This is a genomic window from Pseudomonas sp. (assembly GCF_030698175.1).
Taxonomy (GTDB): domain Bacteria; phylum Pseudomonadota; class Gammaproteobacteria; order Pseudomonadales; family Pseudomonadaceae; genus Aquipseudomonas.
This window is the reverse complement of sequence record NZ_JAUYNT010000006.1, coordinates 117,514-134,581: the sequence shown is the minus strand read 5'-3', so window position 1 is coordinate 134,581 and position 17,068 is coordinate 117,514. Positions and strand designations below refer to the sequence as shown.

Below are 17,068 nucleotides of genomic sequence, written 5' to 3'. Positions count from 1 at the left end.
CATGACTGTTTACGCAATTATCGGCGGCACCGGCCTGACCCAATTAGAAGGCTTGCACATTGAGGCGGAGCTGCAGATCGATACGCCCTACGGTGCCCCTTCGGCGCCGGTGTTGCGCGGCAGCTATGCCGGCCGTGAGGTATTGTTCCTCGCCCGGCACGGTCACCCGCACCGTATTCCGCCGCATCAGGTCAACTATCGCGCCAATCTCTGGGCGCTCAAACAGGCCGGCGCCGAGGCGATCATCGCGGTGAACGCGGTTGGCGGTATCCATGCCCAGATGCCGGCCGGGCATTTTTGCGTGCCTGATCAAATCATCGATTACAGCTATGGCCGTGAGCACACCTATTTCGAAGGTGAGCTTGAGCACGTCACCCATGTGGATTTCAGCTATCCCTACGACGAACCGCTGCGGGCCAAGTTGCTGGCCGCTTTGCAGGAGCAAGGCTGCTCGTTCAGCGACTTTGGCGTGTACGGTTGCACCCAAGGGCCACGTTTGGAAACCGCGGCGGAAATTGTGCGCATGCAACGCGACGGCTGCGACATTGTCGGCATGACCGGCATGCCGGAAGCCTTGTTGGCCCGTGAGTTGGAGCTGCCTTATGGCTGTTTGGCGCTGGTGGTCAACCCGGCCGCCGGCAAATCGGACGAGCTGATCACCATGGCCGAAATCGAACGGGTGCTGGCCCAAGGCATGGATAAGGTCAAGGCAACCTTGGCGCAGGTATTGGCTGGCTAAGCACTGCGACCGCATAAAAAAACCGCCGGGGTTCGGCGGTTTTTTTATGCTCTGGATTTAACCGTAAAGATCAACGCTTACAGCGGCGTTACCTTGATCAGTACACCCAGGCTGCCGTGGTCGAGGTAGGTCACTTGGCCGTTTTTTAGCCGGCTGCTTTGCTTGATATGTTCGCTGGCAGTGACTAGCCCGTCGGCGTCAAATTGGTTGACCCAAAAGTCGGCGGTGATATCGACAAAGCTCTCGCGCTTGATGCTCAGGGTGCCTTCGGCCGGGTACTGGCCCAATTGCTCCTGGCCGTTGCTCAGGGCGATTTTTACCGGGTTCGGGCCAACGCTTTGCTGCCAAGCCTGGTGCAGCAACACCTCATAACCATTGGCCGGGCTCAGTTTGGCGGCCTCATTGTTCAGCGCGGTGCTGCGCTCGCTGCCGCTGGCCGGCAGTTGAGCGTCGCCGGCCCAATCATCGGGTGCCGGTTGGCTGGCGAGCAGCGGGGTGCTGGCTTGGCGAAACAGGATCAACTCGACCTGATAATTGCTGTCGGCAAAGGCCAGCGGGCTGAGCAGGGTGAGTAGCAGTGGCAGGAGGCGGAACAAACGCATGGATCAGTCCTTTTTAGGCATGGCAATCGGGGGTGCGAGGCGTTCAAGCAATGCCTCTACTACGTTAAAGCGCTCTTCCGGGCGCTCCATGGGGATTTGGAATTTGAACTGGGTGGCGCCTTCGAACTTGTAACGGTTCGGTTGGCCCTGGATCAGCTTGATCAGGGTCAGCGGCTCGACGCAGGTGTCTTGGGAGAATTCCAGGCGGCCGCCTTGGGGGCCGGCGTCGATCTTCTTGATCCCGAGTTGCTCCGCCTGCAATTTCAGCAGGGTCAGGCGCACCAGGTTTTTTGCAGGCTCCGGCAGCAGGCCGAAGCGGTCGATCATTTCCACCTGCAGCTCCTTCAAGCCGTCTTCGTCGGCGGCCGAGGCGATGCGTTTGTACAGAATCAGGCGGGTGTGCACGTCCGGCAGATAGGCGTCGGGGATCAGCGCCGGCACCCGCAAGTTGATCTCCGGGCCACCACCCAGCGGCTGGTCCAGATTGGGTTGCTCGCCCTTGCGGATCGATTTGACCGCGCGCTCGAGCATCTCCATATAGAGGGTGAAGCCGACCGCCTGAATCTGGCCGCTCTGGCCGTCGCCGAGCAGTTCGCCGGCACCGCGAATTTCCAAGTCGTTGGTGGCCAGCAAGAAACCGGCGCCCAGATCCTGGGTGTTGGCGATGGCCTCCAGGCGCTTCTCGGCGTCCGGGGTCATCTGCTTGCGCGGTGGGGTGAGTAAATAGGCGTAGGCCTGGTGGTGACTGCGACCGACCCGGCCACGCAACTGGTGCAGCTGGGCCAGGCCGAACTTGTCGGCGCGCTCGATGATGATGGTGTTGGCGCTCGGCACGTCGATGCCGGTTTCGATGATGGTCGAGGCGATCAGCACGTTGAAACGCTTGTGATAAAAGTCGCTCATTACCTGCTCAAGATCGCGTTCGCGCATCTGCCCGTGGCCGATGCCGATGCGCGCCTCGGGCACCAATTCGGCCAAGTCCGTCGCGCATTTCTCGATGGTTTTCACATCGTTGTGCAGGTAATACACCTGGCCGCCGCGCAGCAGTTCACGCAGCAGCGCTTCCTTGATGACCGGTTTCTGCTCCTCCATCACAAAGGTGCGCACCGACAGGCGTCGGGCTGGTGGAGTGGCGATGATCGACAGGTCGCGCATGCCGGAGACGGCCATGTTTAGGGTGCGTGGAATCGGCGTGGCGGTCAGGGTGAGGATATCCACCTCGCTGCGCAGGGCCTTCATCTGCTCCTTCTGGCGCACGCCGAAGCGATGCTCTTCGTCGATAATCACCAGGCCGAGGTTTTTGATCTTCACGTCGTCTTGCAGCAGCTTGTGGGTGCCGATGACGATGTCGATCTTGCCCTCGGCCAGTTGCACCACTGCGGCATTTACTTCTTTAGCCGACTTGAAGCGGCTCATCACCTCGACCGTTACCGGCCAGTCGGCGAAGCGGTCGCGAAAGCTGTTGTAGTGCTGCTGGGCGAGCAGGGTGGTGGGCACCAGAATCGCCACCTGCTTGCCGCTGTGTACCGCGATAAAAGCGGCGCGCATGGCCACTTCGGTCTTGCCGAAACCGACATCGCCGCAGACCAGGCGATCCATCGGCTTGCCGGACAGCATGTCGGCTTTGACCGCATCGATGGTGGTCTGCTGGTCCGGGGTTTCCTCGAAGGGGAAGCCGGCGCTAAAGGTCGCGTAGTCGGCCATCGGGTCGGCAAACGCATAGCCTTCGCGGGCGGCGCGGCGGGCATAGATGTCGAGCAGCTCGGCGGCGACATCGCGCACCTGTTCGGCGGCTTTGCGTTTGGCTTTCTGCCAAATCTCCGAGCCCAGCCGGTGCAGGGGCGCCAGGGCGTCGTCGCTGCCGGTGTAGCGGGCGATCAGGTGCAGGCTGGCGACCGGTACGTAGAGCTTGGCTTCCTCGGCGTACATCATGGTCAGGAATTCGGCGGCCTGGCCGTCGATTTCCAACGTCACCAGCCCCAGATAACGGCCGACGCCATGGTCGATATGCACCACGGGTGCGCCTTCGCGCAGTTCGGTGAGGTTCTTGATCACCGCATCGTGGCTGTCGGCGCGCTTCTCGCGGCGCCGGCGTTGCATCACCCGCTGACCGAACAACGGGCTCTCGGCGATCAGGGCCAGCGCCGGCTGTTCCAGCAGCAGGCCGTCGTCCAGTGGCGCGATACAGATGGCCAAGCGTGCGTCACTGGTGACGAAATCTTCCCAGCTCTCCACCGCTTGCGGGCGCAGTTGCAGGCGCGCCAGCAGCTCCAGCAGCACCTCGCGGCGGCCGGCCGATTCGGCGGTAAACAGCACGCGGCCGGCAAACTCATTGAGAAAACGCTCCAGGTTGCCCAGCGGCTGATTGGCCTTGGATTCAATCGCCAGCTCCGGCAGCGCACGGGACGGCAAGCGGTGCCGGCCGACGCCGCTGTCGATGTCCTGCTGGCTGACCACCACCCGTGGCCATTGCTTCAGCCGGGCGAAGCAGTCTTCCACTGGCAGAAACAGCTCGGCCGGCGGCAGCAATGGCCGCTCGGGGTCGACGCGGCGCTCCTCATAGCGGTTGCGCACATCGCTCCAGAACTGTTCGGCGGCTTTTTCCACCCCCGGCAGGGAGAACACCTGGGTGTCGCCGGGCAGGTAGTCAAACAGGGTGGCGCTGTCCTCGAAAAACAACGGCAGGTAGTACTCGATACCGGCCGGAGTGATGCCGCTGTTGAGGTCTTGATAGATGGTGCAGCGGCGGAAATCCACGTCGAAACGCTCGCGAAAGCGCGCCCGAAAGCCGGTGATGGCTTCTTTGGTCAGCGGAAACTCACGAGCCGGCAGCAGGCGGATCGACTCGACCTTGGCGATGGAGCGCTGGGTCTCGGGGTCGAAGGTGCGCAGGGTTTCGATCTCATCGTCGAACAGGTCGATGCGATAGGGCAGTGGGTTGCCCATCGGGAACAGATCGACTATGGAACCGCGCACGGCAAATTCGCCGTGCTCATAAACAGTGTCGACGCAGCGATAACCGCTGGCCTGCAGGCGGCTGCGCATCTGCTCGACATCGAGCTTCTGGCCGACATCCAATACCAGGCTGGAGCCGAGCAGAAACCGGGTCGGCGCCAGGCGGTGCAGAGCGGTAGTGATAGGCACCACCAAAATGCCGTGGGCCAACTCCGGCAATCGATAGAGGGCGGCGATGCGCTGGGAAAGGATGTCTTGGTGCGGCGAGAACAGGTCGTAGGGCAGGGTTTCCCAGTCGGGAAAGTGCAGCACCGGCAACTCTGGGGCGAAAAAGCCCAGCTCTTGCTCCAGGCGTTCGGCGCTCTGGCTGTCTGCGGTTAGCAGCAAGGTAAAGCGCTTGGCTGCGCTGGCGGCCTCGGCAATCGCCAGGCTCAGTGCGGCGCCGGGCAGGTTGCCCCAGGCCTGCTTGGCATTGATCAGATTGCCGCTGGCGGCGGGCAGAGTCGGTAAGCTCAGTACTGGCACGGTCGGCTCGCGGGCGTGACGAGAAAGGCTGCGATTGTAGCGGCCAGCACCACCGAATGTCAGTCATGCTCATGCATGTCAGTCGTGCATGTCAGTTACGCAGATCAGTCATGACCGGCGTGCATTGCTCCTATCGGCTTGCGCCGTCATAATGTAGTCCCTTTTTTTAGCCCCTACATATCGTGGAAGGTACTGCCTGTGACCCAGAAGTCTGACCAGTGTCTCAGTGAGTGGATTGACCGTGAAGCCCTCGCCGAGGCGATGATTCCGCTGATTGGCCAGCTTTACCGCAATAATAATGTGGTGAGTTCGATCTACGGCCGCAGTCTGATCAACCGTTCGGTTATCTCCATTCTCAAAGCCCACCGCTTTGCTCGCCACCGCTTGGCCAATGATGCCGAACTGGCGGTGCAGGACACCTTCCCGCTGCTCAAAGTCATGAGTGAGCTGAAACTCGGCGCCGCCTCGGTTGACCTCGGGCGGATGGCCAGCAAGTTCAAAGCTGAAGGCAATGGCCGCAGCGTTGAGCAGTTCGTGCGCGAAGAAATGGCCGCGGTTGTAGGCCAGCAAGGCGTTAAAGCCAGTAAAGGCACCGACGTTGTGCTCTACGGTTTTGGTCGTATCGGCCGCCTGTTGGCGCGCATCCTGATCGAGAAAACCGGTGGTGGCGATGGCTTGCGTCTGCGCGCCATTGTCGTGCGTAAGGGGGCCGACAATGACCTGGTCAAGCGTGCCAGCCTGCTGCGCCGCGACTCGGTGCATGGCCCGTTCGATGGCACCATCACCATCGATGAAGCCAACAACACCATCACTGCCAACGGCAACCTGATCCAGGTTATCTACGCCAAAGACCCGAAAGAAGTCGACTACACCCAGTACGGCATTCAGAACGCTCTGCTGGTCGACAACACCGGCGTTTGGCGCGATGCCGAGGGCCTGGGCCAACATTTGGCTTGCCCAGGTATCGACCGCGTGGTGCTGACCGCACCGGGTAAGGGTGAACTGAAGAACATCGTGCATGGCATTAACCATGGCGAAATCAGCGCCGATGACAAAATCATCTCGGCCGCCTCCTGCACCACCAACGCCATCGTGCCGGTGCTTAAAGCGGTGAATGACAAGTTCGGCATCCTCAACGGCCACGTTGAAACCGTGCATTCGTACACCAACGACCAGAACCTGATCGACAACTTCCACAAGGGCGATCGCCGTGGTCGTTCGGCGCCGCTGAATATGGTGATCACCGAAACCGGTGCCGCCACTGCTGCCGCCAAAGCGCTGCCAGTGCTGAAAGGCAAGTTGACCGGCAACGCCATTCGCGTACCGACGCCGAACGTGTCAATGGCGATTCTCAATCTCAACCTTGAGAAAGCCAGCACCCGCGAAGAGATGAACGAGTACCTGCGCCACATGGCCCTGCACTCGGACCTGCACAAGCAGATCGATTTCGTCCAGTCGCTGGAAGTGGTTTCCACCGATTTCGTCGGCTCGCGTCATGCCGGTGTGGTCGATGCCGAAGCCACCATCTGCAACGACAACCGCGTCGTGCTCTACGTCTGGTACGACAACGAGTTCGGCTACAGCTGCCAGGTAGTACGGGTGATGGAAGACATGGCCGGGGTTAACCCGCCAGCTTTCCCGCGCTAATACAGGCGACGGGTAATAACAAAACGGGAGCTTCGGCTCCCGTTTTGCGTTTTGGCGAGGAATGTTTTTGCGCAACTGGCCTTACTGGAGGCGGATCGGTGTAGCCCTGCCGGGGCTGGCCGAACTGTATGTCAGGCGACTGAAGGTGGTGGGGTGCAATCAGGTCGATGTCGATGACTTTACGCGCCAGCGTTCACACCAGGGCCATCGGCTTTGGCGTAAACGCCAAAGCCGATGGCGGCAGCGAGCCCCCAATTAGCCATCTACGGCTCGGTTCTGGGCGGCATGTGTGCCGGTGCCATTCGCTTGGCCGGCACCGAGGTGGGAGTGCTCTATCTCTTTAATTGGTATTTTATATTCTAAAATTATAAATTAATTCAATTTAATCGATAGTAAGTATTCTTTATGCTAATGTTGATTTTCGAGTAAGGGGAGGCTTTGGGTATGGCAAGCGCACTTGTGTGGTTCGTGTTTTCGCTGGGGGTGGCGCACATCGTCTTTGGCGTGGTCAAGTTCAAGAGGCCTTTGCTGGCGGCGGTTTCTGCCGGCTACGTCGGGCAGTTCGGGGTGCCAGAGGTGCGCCGTAGCGCTTTTTGGTTTGTCATTTTCGGCCCGCTGCTCATGCTCGCCGGGCATATGGGCATCCACGCGGTTGCAGTTGGCGACCTCGCGCTGCTCAAGCTCCTCGGCATCTATACGTTTGTAATCGCCCTGGTAGGGGTTACAGCCTTCCCCAAGTCGCCGTTTTGGGCGGCGCTGTTTGTCAGTCCTTTGCTGATTGCTGCGGGCTACGGTCTGTTGCCCTAACCGCGGCGCAAGCCCTGAGGTTCCCACTATGCGTACCACCAAAGCCCAGCAGGCTAAAAACCGCCGCTTGATCATCCAAACTGCGGTTGACTTGATGACCCAGCACGGGTTTGAAGGCACCACGATGAAGCAGATTGCCCGGGCCGCCGACCTGGGAGACGCCACCATTTACAAGTATTTCCCCAGTAAGGAAAAGCTGGTGATGGCTTACTTTGAACAAGCCATCGCCGACGCCCTGGCGCAAATGCAGTCCACCCGTGGGCAAGCGAGCTTCACGCTGCAAGAGCGCCTGCAGTTGTTGATCGACAGCCTGCTGGAGATTGTCTTGGCCGACCGCGAGTTTGTCGGCATTGCGCGTGGCCTGATTGCACGCACGCCCATGCTGCTGATGGGCCAAGAGCTGCCAGCCAAGGCTCTGCTCCAACAGGCTTTCGCCGAGATGCTGGAACATGCCGAAACGGCCGGTGAAATCCTCCCCTGTGGCTTCAAGCCCAGCCTGGCCGGGTTGCTGGCGGACTATGTGTACGCCGTGCTGGCTTACTGGTTACGTGACAAAACTGACGTCTTTGCCAATACCACTCAAATGGTTGATCTGAGCCTGGGAGTGCTGGTGTTGGCCTTGCGCAGTGGTTTGATCGACAAGGTGCTGGAGCTGGGTGGCTTTGTGCTACGCAGCCAAATGGCGCGGCTGATGCACGAGGGCAGTGGGTTGATGGACCTGCTCCAGCTCGCACGTCGGGGCATGGAGGCGGCGCGCAAATGAGTGCTCCACTGAATCTGTGGCTGGTCTGGGCGGCTGGGCTGAGTGCCGTGGCTGGCCTGCTGCACCTGGGCATTATCGTCGGCGGCGCGCCGTGGTACCGCTACTTTGGTGCCGGTGAAGATATGGCGCGTATGGCTCAGGCCGGTAGCTGGTATCCGGCCCTTATTACTGCGGGCATTGCGTCGGTGCTGTTTCTCTGGAGTGCCTATGCGCTGGCCGGGGCCGGTTGGCCGCTGGCGCAAGGTGTGTTTGCCTGGCAGCGACCAGTCTTGGGTCTGATCACGGCAGTTTATTTGCTGCGGGGGCTGGCCATAGTGCCCTGGCTACTTTTCAAACCGGCACTGGTCAGCCCCTTCATGCTGTGGAGTTCGGTGATTTGCTGCGGTTTTGGTTTGATTCATTTACAGGGAGTGCTCCAGGTTTGGAGCCGCTTATAGAAGATACCGCTGTGTGCTGCGATCTGGGCGCTGACTGGTTAACGTCGATCCAGCTCACCCTTAGAACGCTTGCAGTACGGGTATTTATCACTGGAGAAATCTATGTTCGCAAGAATTACCCATGTGCAGTCCAAGCCAGGCAAGACGGATGAAGTCGTGCCCTCTACAGCAATGGGTTTCTTCTCGAGCAAGTGGTCAGAGTAACTCCATTGTTAAGCGTCACGGAGCCGTCCCATTATCCTGCAGCGGCTAGGTTCCTCGACGAAATGAGCAAACCAAGTTACTAACACGACGAGTCAAGGAGAAATTGATGAGCGCATATCTGGTTGCCAACTTCGAACTCACGAAGCCGGAAGGCTTTAAATTTTATGTCCCCGCCGTTTTTCCGACGCTGGAAGCGCATGGCGCAGAAGTACTCGTAGCCGATTACGAATCGGAACCGTTAGAGGGTGAGCCAGGCTCGATGACGGTCGTTATTCGATTCAAATCAAAGGAAGCGCTTAATAGTTGGTACCACTCACCCGAGTACCAAAAGATCATTCATCTGCGCACAGACAATTCAAAAGGAATTGCTGTCACGGTAGAAGAATTGGACTTAGAGAAGAATCTCCGTCTGTTGGAAACGATGTGAATGACGCCTAGCCAGCCGTTCGAGCGGACGCCTCCGCGCTACGCGCTCCGGCGCCGCTCAACGGCGCGTTAGACCTCAGAACCCAGCCACTGGATCGCACACATGTCAACTCAACAGCATCGCGCAACGCCTGTATCGCTTCCTCCGGAGTCGGCAATTTCCGGAGCCTACGCAACGACGAATCTTGCTGACGCTTACTCAATCGAGCTTCCGCCCGGAGCGTCGACCAATCCCGAACTGTTGGCGAGGTTCATCTTCTCCCAACAAGCACCGTGGGTCAGCAGCCTCATGGCAGTCCGAGATACGGTGGTCGGCAGGTTCGGCCTCAAAACTGCCAAGCAACTTGCGTTACTTGGTGCGGAGAGCACGACAGGCCGCGTCGGCATCTTCAGGATCTACGGCACCAGTCCGACCGAAGTTATCCTTGGAGAAGACGACAAGCACCTGGACTTCAGGCTCTCCGTCCTCTGTTCCAATCAGTCGTCGGCGGGAGGCAAACGTCACCTGACTCTGTCAACCGTGGTCCATTGCCACAACCGCCTGGGTCGTCTCTATATTCTTGTCATCGCCCCGTTCCACCGCTTGGTCGTTCAATCCAATCTCCGTCGTGCCGCACGAATCGGTTGGCCAATGGCCACGGAGGCGTGAGCAAAACTCCCAGTCGCCATGCGCAGCCTAACCAGTCGTTCGGGCGGAACGCGCCTTTTGCGGGCTTCGCCCGCTTCATGCGCGAACCTCAACTCGGTCGTTAGACGCTTGGAACCCACATTTATGGCCACCGTCGCTGATCACTACGAGATCCACCTCGCTCCTGTCTACCTGTGGATGGCCGGCGGCTTTGATGCCGCCGTATCTCGGGGCGAAGCCGAGATCGAAGCCGTTCTCCCAACTCTAGCCAGTGGAACCACCGCCGTTGATCTCGGCGCGGGCTTCGGCATGCACACCATTCCATTGGCTCGCCGCGGCTGCTCAGTGGTCGCAGTGGACACATCCTCTATCCTGCTTGACGAGCTGCGGGTGCACGCTGAAGCGCTGCCCGTCAGAGCGGTCGAGGATGACCTCTTGTCATTTCCGCGCCACCTCGACGCAAAGGCAAATCTAATCTTGTGCATGGGAGATACGTTGACTCACCTGCCAGAACTGGCGTCCGTCGAGAAGCTGTTCTCTCTTGTTGCGGAATCGTTGCGGTCGGGTGGCAAGTTCATCGCCACGTTCCGAGACTACACATCTCCACTTGTTGGCCAAGGGCGCTTTGTCTCCGTAAAGAGCGACACTGATCGAATATTGACCTGCTTTCTTGAGTACGCCCCCGATTACGTCAATGTGCACGATGTGCTCCATGAACGAATTGCTTCTACTTGGCGGCTGCGGGTCAGCGCCTATCGGAAGCTCAGGCTTTCGCCAGAATGGGTATCCACGGCACTTCAGGCGAACGGCTTTTCCGTTCACGTCGAGCCAGGGCTTGAAGGTATGGTCCGTGTTGTAGCAACAAGCGTCTAACCATTCGTCCCAGCGGACGGCCTTCGGCCGCCGCTGAACTCAAACGTTAGCGACACCACCAGTATCAGAAGGCTTGATCAGCAACCTCAGGGGCTAACTTGTGGCAGTGCGCTAATGGGTGCGCGCCTTGTTGCTCTTGCTGAAATTTTTTTGGCCAATAACTTGCGAGGGATAGTGACGTGAAGACTTCGGCAGAGCAGCCACCCCGCACCGGTCGACTCGCCCGCAGCGCCATTGCCGGCGTGGCGGTGGCGCGGGCCGGCATCGCGCACCTGGGCCATAAGGCGCAGACCCTCACCCTGTCTGACGAGCAGGCAGCGCAAGCGCGCGTCGAGCATGAGAAGGCGCTGGGCCGTATTCTGTTTACGGCGTTGAACCAGCTCAAAGGCACGGCCCTGAAAGCCTCACAACTTCTGAGCATGGAGTTGGGTTTTTTACCGGAGGGCATGCGTACCGAGCTGGCCCGGGCGCACTACCAGGTCACGCCACTCAATCGCGCGCTGGTGATCAAGGTCATGCGTCAGGAGTTTGGTCAGGACCCGCATGCCTTGTTTCAGCACTTCGACGCCCAGGCCTTCGCCGCAGCCAGCTTGGGCCAGGTGCATGCAGCGACGTTGATCAGTGGTGAAACCGTGGCCGTAAAACTGCAATACCCGGGCGTGGCCAGCTCGATTGGCAGTGATATGCGCATGCTCCGCAGTTTGCTACAAACCTTTGGCGCGGGTTCCGATGCCTTGCCCAGGGCGGACATCATCGAGCGCGTCCTGGCCGATGTGGAACACAAACTGAGCGAGGAGTTGGACTACCTACACGAAGCCGATCAGCTCACCTGGTTTGCGCAAAGACTGCTGCTGCCCAACCTGGTGATTCCCCAGCCGGTGGCGCATCTCAGCACCCGGCGCGTACTCACCATGCAGCGCTTGCAAGGTGCACACCTGAACGAGTGGTTGCGCGGTCAGCCTAGTCAGGCCCAGCGCGATCACTTTGGGCAATTACTGTTCGACACCTTTCTGCACTGCGTATTCGTATTGCGGCGCTTGCAGGCCGACCCGCATCCTGGCAATTTTTTGTTTATGCCGGATGGGCAATTGGGTTTGTTGGACTTTGGTTGCACCCGCGCGCTGGGCGAAGAGTTTTGTTTGGCCATTGGCGCCGTCTGGTCGGCCATGGTGCGTGAGCCGGTTAACGCGGACCAATTGCAGCAGGCTTACCTGAGCTTGGGACTGGTCTCCCACGCGCTCAAGCCGCAGGACTTTCAATCGCAGCTCCTGCCCGCGCTGGCCACACTGCAGGCCTGGCAGCGGCTGCCGTTTTTGCTGCCGGTTTACGACTTTGGGCAGCTCCCGCCCTATCCGCACCTGAACTCTCAGCACCAACGCCAAGCGCTGCAGCACTTGCACGGCATGCCCCCCGACCTGCCTTATTTTGACCGGACCTACCTGGGCCTGACTCAATTGCTCAAAGCCCTGGGTGCCCGTGTACGCACCAGCAATCCCTGGATTCACTAAGAAACCATCTGATTCTATTGGTATTTTTATTGGGTACCGCAGGCTGATGACCCTTGGCGAAATTTATAGACCCGCCGCCGAGCCTTGATGAACTACAACTTATAGGGCAACACCGCTTCGATTTTTATTGCGCTAGACTCGGAGGTCATCATGGAAAAAGGTATTCGCGTCGCTAGTCTGCTGCTCATCACTGCGTGTGCTCTACCGGCCCAAGCCAAGTACTGTACGCAACCCACCGCTATTGGCGCGGGAATGAATTGGGTGCAAACCGCCACGGCTCAACCGGTATCGTTCACTTGGTACGGTGGCATTAACCGGTTGCGGCTCTATGAGAGCGGCAATGTGGTCGTGTATGACGGCCCGCCGGTCAGCTCCTGGAACTCCCAGGGGATGCTGGGCTTGCTGGTAGATGCGACCCCCAACGCGAGGGTGGACATCACCACCGACTTCGCAATGCCACTGCCGGAATGCAAGTAAGCGGTAACCCTTAACAGGACTGCCCGCGCAAGTTTACTCAGCCAGTTCTTCGGGTAGGGTTTCGGGGCAGGCCAGGCCAAGGAAAGAGACCGAAAAATAAATCTGTTCCCTTTTGACGACATGGCCGGGGTGAACCCGCCAGCCTTCCCGCGCTAAACTAGCGCTGGTGCAACACAGTGAAACGGGAGCCTTGCAGACTGTGTGAAAACTACTGCGCTCGGTTATACGGCGTTAAAAACAGGCTCAAAATGCTCATTTACAGCTCGTAAACTGCGCTTTTTCGCCTGTTTTTGCCTTGCCTAACCTTCGCTCGCTACGTTTTCACTCGGTCTGCTTGGCTCCCGTTTTGCATTTATACGCGCTCAGGGCGGCGATCCCGCGTTGAGCTAGACCACGACCAGGCGTACAGCGCCGCAGTGATGAGGCAGTGAGAATGGATCAGCCGCAACCAACCGGTGAGCTCAAGCGTGGCTTGTTAAATCGGCATATTCAGTTGATTGCCCTGGGTGGCGCCATCGGCACCGGGTTGTTTCTCGGCTCGGCCGGGGTGCTTAAATCTGCCGGGCCGTCGATGATTCTGGGTTATGCGATAGCCGGCTTTATTGCCTTTTTAATCATGCGCCAGCTCGGCGAGATGATTGTCGAGGAGCCAGTGGCCGGCTCCTTCAGCCATTTCGCCCACCAGTATATTGGTGGTTATGCGGGCTTTTTGTCTGGCTGGAACTACTGGGTGCTCTACGTGCTGGTGGGCATGGCCGAGCTGACGGCGGTGGGTAAATACGTGCAGTTTTGGTGGCCGGAGATCCCCAGCTGGGTTTCCGCGGCGGTGTTTTTTGTCGTGATCAATGCTCTCAACCTAAGCAGCGTCAAGGTCTTCGGCGAGACCGAGTTCTGGTTTGCGCTGATTAAGGTGGTGGCGATTATCGGCATGATTGTGCTCGGCCTGTACCTGCTGATCAGCGGCCAGGGTGGCGAGCAGGCGGCGGTGAGCAATCTGTGGAGCCATGGCGGCTTCTTCCCCAATGGCATCGAGGGGCTGGTGATGGTGTTGGCCATCATCATGTTTTCCTTTGGTGGCCTGGAGCTGGTGGGCATCACCGCCGCCGAGGCGGCCGAGCCGAAGAAGGTGATCCCCAAGGCGATCAATCAAGTGGTCTGGCGGATTCTGATTTTCTACATCGGCGCCTTGAGCGTGCTGCTGATGCTCTATCCCTGGGACAAGCTGCTGGAAACCCTAAATGCCGCCGGCGACCCATACAGCAGCAGCCCCTTTGTGCAGATTTTCTCGCTGATCGGCAGCGACACGGCGGCGCACCTGCTCAATTTTGTGGTGCTGACGGCGGCGTTGTCGGTCTACAACAGCGGTGTCTATTGCAACAGCCGGATGCTGTTTGGCCTGGCCGAGCAGGGCGATGCGCCCAAGGCGTTTATGCGGGTGAATAAGCGCGGGGTGCCGGTGTTGGCCATAGGCGTGTCGGCGTTGATTACCCTGTTGTGCGTGCTGGTGAATTATCTGGCGCCGCAAAAAGCCCTGGAAATGCTGATGGCCTTGGTGGTCTCGGCCTTGGTAATTAACTGGGCGATGATCAGCCTGTCGCACTTGAAATTTCGCCAGAGCCTGAACCTGCGCGGTATCGAGCCGGGCTTTAAGTCGCTCTGGTACCCCTTTAGCAATTACCTGTGCCTGGCCTTCGTGGCCTTGATTCTCGGCGTCATGCTGTTGATTCCGGGGATCAACCTGTCGGTCTACGCCATCCCTTTCTGGTTGGCGTTTATTGCTGGTTGCTACTGGCTCAAATTGCGCGCGCAGCGCGTGGGTTTGCAGGGCGATCTTGTTTAAAGGCAGGTTGCGCGGCTGTGGCGCTGGCGCACTTGTGCTGGCGTGTCTCGGCTTGCTCGGCTGTGGCGAGTCACCACTGGAGTTCGGCGGCCCAACCATGGGCAGCAGTTATTCGATCAAGTACCTGCCGGCTGCTCATGGGCCGACTGTGGCGCATGCCCAAGCGGCCACCGAGGCGATTCTGGCCGAGGTCGATCAGCAGCTCTCGACCTATCGCAATGACTCCTTGATTGCCCGCTTCAATGCCTTGCCAGCCAATAGCTGCCAGCAGCTGCCGGCTGAGGTGTTGGGGTTGGTGCGTTTTGGCGAGCAACTGTCGCAGCAGAGCGCGGGCGCCTTCGACATGACCGTAGAGCCGCTGCTGAACCTTTGGGGCTTCGGCCCGCAAGCGCGAGATGAACGGGTGCCGACGGCCAGCGAGATTGCCGCCGTGCGCTTGCGGGTGGGACATCAGCATGTGCGTATCGACGGCCAGCAACTGTGCAAGGATGCGGCGGTTGCCCTCGACTTCAACAGCATCGCCGCCGGCTATGCGGTGGATCGCATCGCCGCCAAACTGGGCGAGCTTGGTGTGGGCAGCTATCTGGTGGAGGTCACTGGTGAGGTGAAAGCCCAGGGCCAAAAAGCCGACGGCAGCCCCTGGCGTATCGCCATCGAAGCGCCGCTGGATAACCAGCAAGTGGCGCAGCGGATTCTGCCCTTGGACGGTTACGGGATTTCCACCTCCGGTGATTATCACAATTATTTTGAACAAGACGGCCAGCACTATTCCCATACCCTCGATCCACTCACGGGCGCGCCGATCAAGCATGGGTTGGCGCAGGTCAGCGTGGTCGATCGCGCGGTGCAGCGCGCCGATGGCTTGTCGACCTTGTTGATGGTGCTGGGGCCTGAGCGTGGTCTGGCCTTTGCCGAGCGTGAGGGGATTGCCGCGCTGTTTGTCAGCCGCGTCGGGCCAGGCTTTGTCAGTCACAGCAGCAGTGCCTTTACTCGGCTGTTTGGGGCAGAACAGCCCTGATAGGCTGTGACAAATTGCAGCAGGGCAAGATGTAGTGCAGGCAATGCTCGCCTACCGCGCGACCAAGGGCTAATGTGCAGCCCCATAAACGGCAGCTAAGCTGCTGTAACTATTGAATACTTCGGCAGTACTTGCCGCAGTGATGCCGAGTTTGCCAGCGCGGCGGCCCGGCCAGTTACCAAGGAGTAAGCATGGCGGTCTATAACTACGACGTGGTGGTGCTGGGCTCAGGCCCCGCCGGTGAAGGCGCGGCCATGAACGCGGCCAAGGCCGGGCGCAAGGTGGCGGTGATCGATGATCGCCGGCTGGTCGGCGGCAACTGTACCCACCTGGGCACCATCCCTTCCAAAGCCCTGCGCCACTCGGTGCGGCAGATCATGCAGTACAACACCAACCCGCTGTTCCGGCAGATTGGCGAGCCGCGCTGGTTCTCTTTCCCTGATGTGCTGCAGAGCGCCGAGCGGGTGATCTCCAAGCAGGTCACCTCGCGCACTGGCTATTACGCGCGTAACCGCATCGATGTGTTCTTCGGCTCGGCCAGTTTCGCCGACGAGCAGACCATTCAGGTGGTCTGTCCGAATGGCGTGGTGGAAACCATAGTGACCAAGCAGGTGGTGATCGCCACCGGCTCGCGCCCATACCGTCCGCTGGATGTCGATTTCAGCCACCCGCGGGTGTATGACAGCGACACCATTCTTAACCTCAGCCACACGCCGCGCCGGCTGATCATCTACGGCGCCGGGGTGATCGGTTGCGAGTACGCCTCGATCTTCAGCGGCCTGGGCGTACTGGTCGACCTGATCGACAACCGTGATCGGTTGCTCAGCTTTCTGGACGATGAAATTTCCCAGGCCCTGAGTTATCACCTAAGCAACAACAACGTGATGATTCGGCATAACGAAGAGTACGAGCGCATTGAAGGGCAGGAGCACGGCGTCATCCTGCACCTCAAATCCGGCAAGAAGATCAAGGCCGACGCCTTGCTCTGGTGCAACGGCCGTACCGGCAACACCGACAAGCTGGGGCTGGAGAATATTGGCCTGAAGGCCAACGGCCGTGGCCAGATCGAAGTCGATCATCAGTACCGCACCCCGGTGCAGAACGTGTATGCCGCCGGCGATGTGATTGGCTGGCCGAGTCTGGCCAGCGCCGCTTATGACCAGGGTCGTTCGGCCGCGGGCAATGCGGTGGGTAATGACAGCTGTCGGTTCGTCAACGATGTGCCGACCGGTATCTACACCATTCCGGAGATCAGCTCGATCGGCAAGAGCGAGCAGGAGCTGACTGCCGAGAAGATCCCCTATGAAGTCGGCAAGGCGTTCTTCAAGGGCATGGCCCGGGCGCAGATTTCTGCCGAGCCGGTGGGCATGCTGAAAATTCTGTTCCACCGCGAAACCCTGGAAATCCTCGGGGTGCACTGCTTCGGCTACCAGGCCTCAGAAATTGTGCACATCGGCCAGGCGATCATGAACCAGCAGGGCGAGGGCAATACCATCAAGTACTTCGTCAACACCACCTTCAACTACCCGACCATGGCCGAGGCTTATCGGGTGGCGGCGTTCGATGGCCTCAACCGGCTTTTTTGAGCGGCTCCGGCCGGTGGTCTGAGCCGGGCGGGG

At 59.5% G+C, this 17,068-nt stretch carries 15 protein-coding genes; 13 read left to right on the top strand and 2 right to left on the bottom strand.

From position 1 onward, the window contains the following. Position 1 precedes the first annotated feature (1 nt). A complete protein-coding gene (locus Q8R10_RS03445; protein WP_305651037.1) occupies positions 2–739 on the top strand; it encodes an S-methyl-5'-thioinosine phosphorylase in 738 nt (245 codons plus the stop codon). 77 nt (positions 740–816) lie between these two features. On the opposite strand, the gene Q8R10_RS03440 is transcribed toward Q8R10_RS03445, so the two are convergent. Beyond that, entirely contained in the window at positions 817–1,341 is a 525-nt protein-coding gene (locus Q8R10_RS03440) for a CsiV family protein (RefSeq protein WP_305651036.1), read from the bottom strand. A gap of 3 nt (positions 1,342–1,344) precedes the next feature. Next, positions 1,345–4,821 (bottom strand): transcription-repair coupling factor, encoded by a 3,477-nt coding sequence (mfd, locus tag Q8R10_RS03435; protein WP_305651034.1) that lies wholly within the window; start codon positions 4,819–4,821, stop codon positions 1,345–1,347. 198 nt (positions 4,822–5,019) lie between these two features. Here mfd and Q8R10_RS03430 point away from each other — a divergent pair, with 198 nt between their 5' ends. From Q8R10_RS03430 to sthA, 12 genes are all read left to right on the top strand, one after another. Continuing rightward, positions 5,020–6,468, top strand: a complete 1,449-nt coding sequence (locus Q8R10_RS03430) for a glyceraldehyde-3-phosphate dehydrogenase (RefSeq protein ID WP_305651032.1) — start codon at positions 5,020–5,022, stop codon at positions 6,466–6,468. 444 nt (positions 6,469–6,912) lie between these two features. Beyond that, positions 6,913–7,275 carry a DUF6463 family protein gene (locus Q8R10_RS03425; protein ID WP_305651030.1) on the top strand — a complete coding sequence of 121 codons (363 nt, stop codon included), beginning with the start codon at positions 6,913–6,915 and terminating at the stop codon, positions 7,273–7,275. A gap of 28 nt (positions 7,276–7,303) precedes the next feature. Then, positions 7,304–8,038 carry a TetR/AcrR family transcriptional regulator gene (locus Q8R10_RS03420; RefSeq protein ID WP_305651028.1) on the top strand — a complete coding sequence of 245 codons (735 nt, stop codon included), beginning with the start codon at positions 7,304–7,306 and terminating at the stop codon, positions 8,036–8,038. After that, on the top strand, positions 8,035–8,475 hold the full coding sequence (locus Q8R10_RS03415) for a hypothetical protein (protein ID WP_305651026.1): 441 nt from the start codon (positions 8,035–8,037) through the stop codon (positions 8,473–8,475). Before Q8R10_RS03420 ends, Q8R10_RS03415 begins: the two co-directional genes overlap by 4 nt. Before the next feature lie 310 nt (positions 8,476–8,785). Then, positions 8,786–9,106, top strand: coding sequence for a DUF1330 domain-containing protein (locus tag Q8R10_RS03410; RefSeq protein ID WP_305651024.1), 321 nt, complete (start codon positions 8,786–8,788; stop codon positions 9,104–9,106). Positions 9,107–9,208: 102 nt separating this feature from the next. Continuing rightward, positions 9,209–9,754, top strand: a complete 546-nt coding sequence (locus Q8R10_RS03405) for a DUF2867 domain-containing protein (RefSeq protein ID WP_305651022.1) — start codon at positions 9,209–9,211, stop codon at positions 9,752–9,754. Positions 9,755–9,877: 123 nt separating this feature from the next. Next, entirely contained in the window at positions 9,878–10,606 is a 729-nt protein-coding gene (locus Q8R10_RS03400) for a bifunctional 2-polyprenyl-6-hydroxyphenol methylase/3-demethylubiquinol 3-O-methyltransferase UbiG (protein WP_305651020.1), read from the top strand. A 179-nt stretch (positions 10,607–10,785) separates the two neighbouring features. Then, a complete protein-coding gene (locus Q8R10_RS03395) occupies positions 10,786–12,114 on the top strand; it encodes an AarF/ABC1/UbiB kinase family protein (RefSeq protein WP_305651018.1) in 1,329 nt (442 codons plus the stop codon). A gap of 150 nt (positions 12,115–12,264) precedes the next feature. Next, on the top strand, positions 12,265–12,591 hold the full coding sequence (locus tag Q8R10_RS03390; protein WP_305651016.1) for a hypothetical protein: 327 nt from the start codon (positions 12,265–12,267) through the stop codon (positions 12,589–12,591). 433 nt (positions 12,592–13,024) lie between these two features. Next, positions 13,025–14,431: an amino acid permease gene (locus tag Q8R10_RS03385; protein ID WP_305651014.1), complete on the top strand. Its 1,407-nt coding sequence runs from the start codon at positions 13,025–13,027 to the stop codon at positions 14,429–14,431. 7 nt (positions 14,432–14,438) lie between these two features. Beyond that, on the top strand, positions 14,439–15,449 hold the full coding sequence (locus Q8R10_RS03380; protein WP_371133286.1) for an FAD:protein FMN transferase: 1,011 nt from the start codon (positions 14,439–14,441) through the stop codon (positions 15,447–15,449). A gap of 191 nt (positions 15,450–15,640) precedes the next feature. Continuing rightward, positions 15,641–17,035: a Si-specific NAD(P)(+) transhydrogenase gene (gene sthA, locus Q8R10_RS03375; RefSeq protein ID WP_305651012.1), complete on the top strand. Its 1,395-nt coding sequence runs from the start codon at positions 15,641–15,643 to the stop codon at positions 17,033–17,035. The last annotated feature ends 33 nt before the right edge of the window (positions 17,036–17,068 follow it).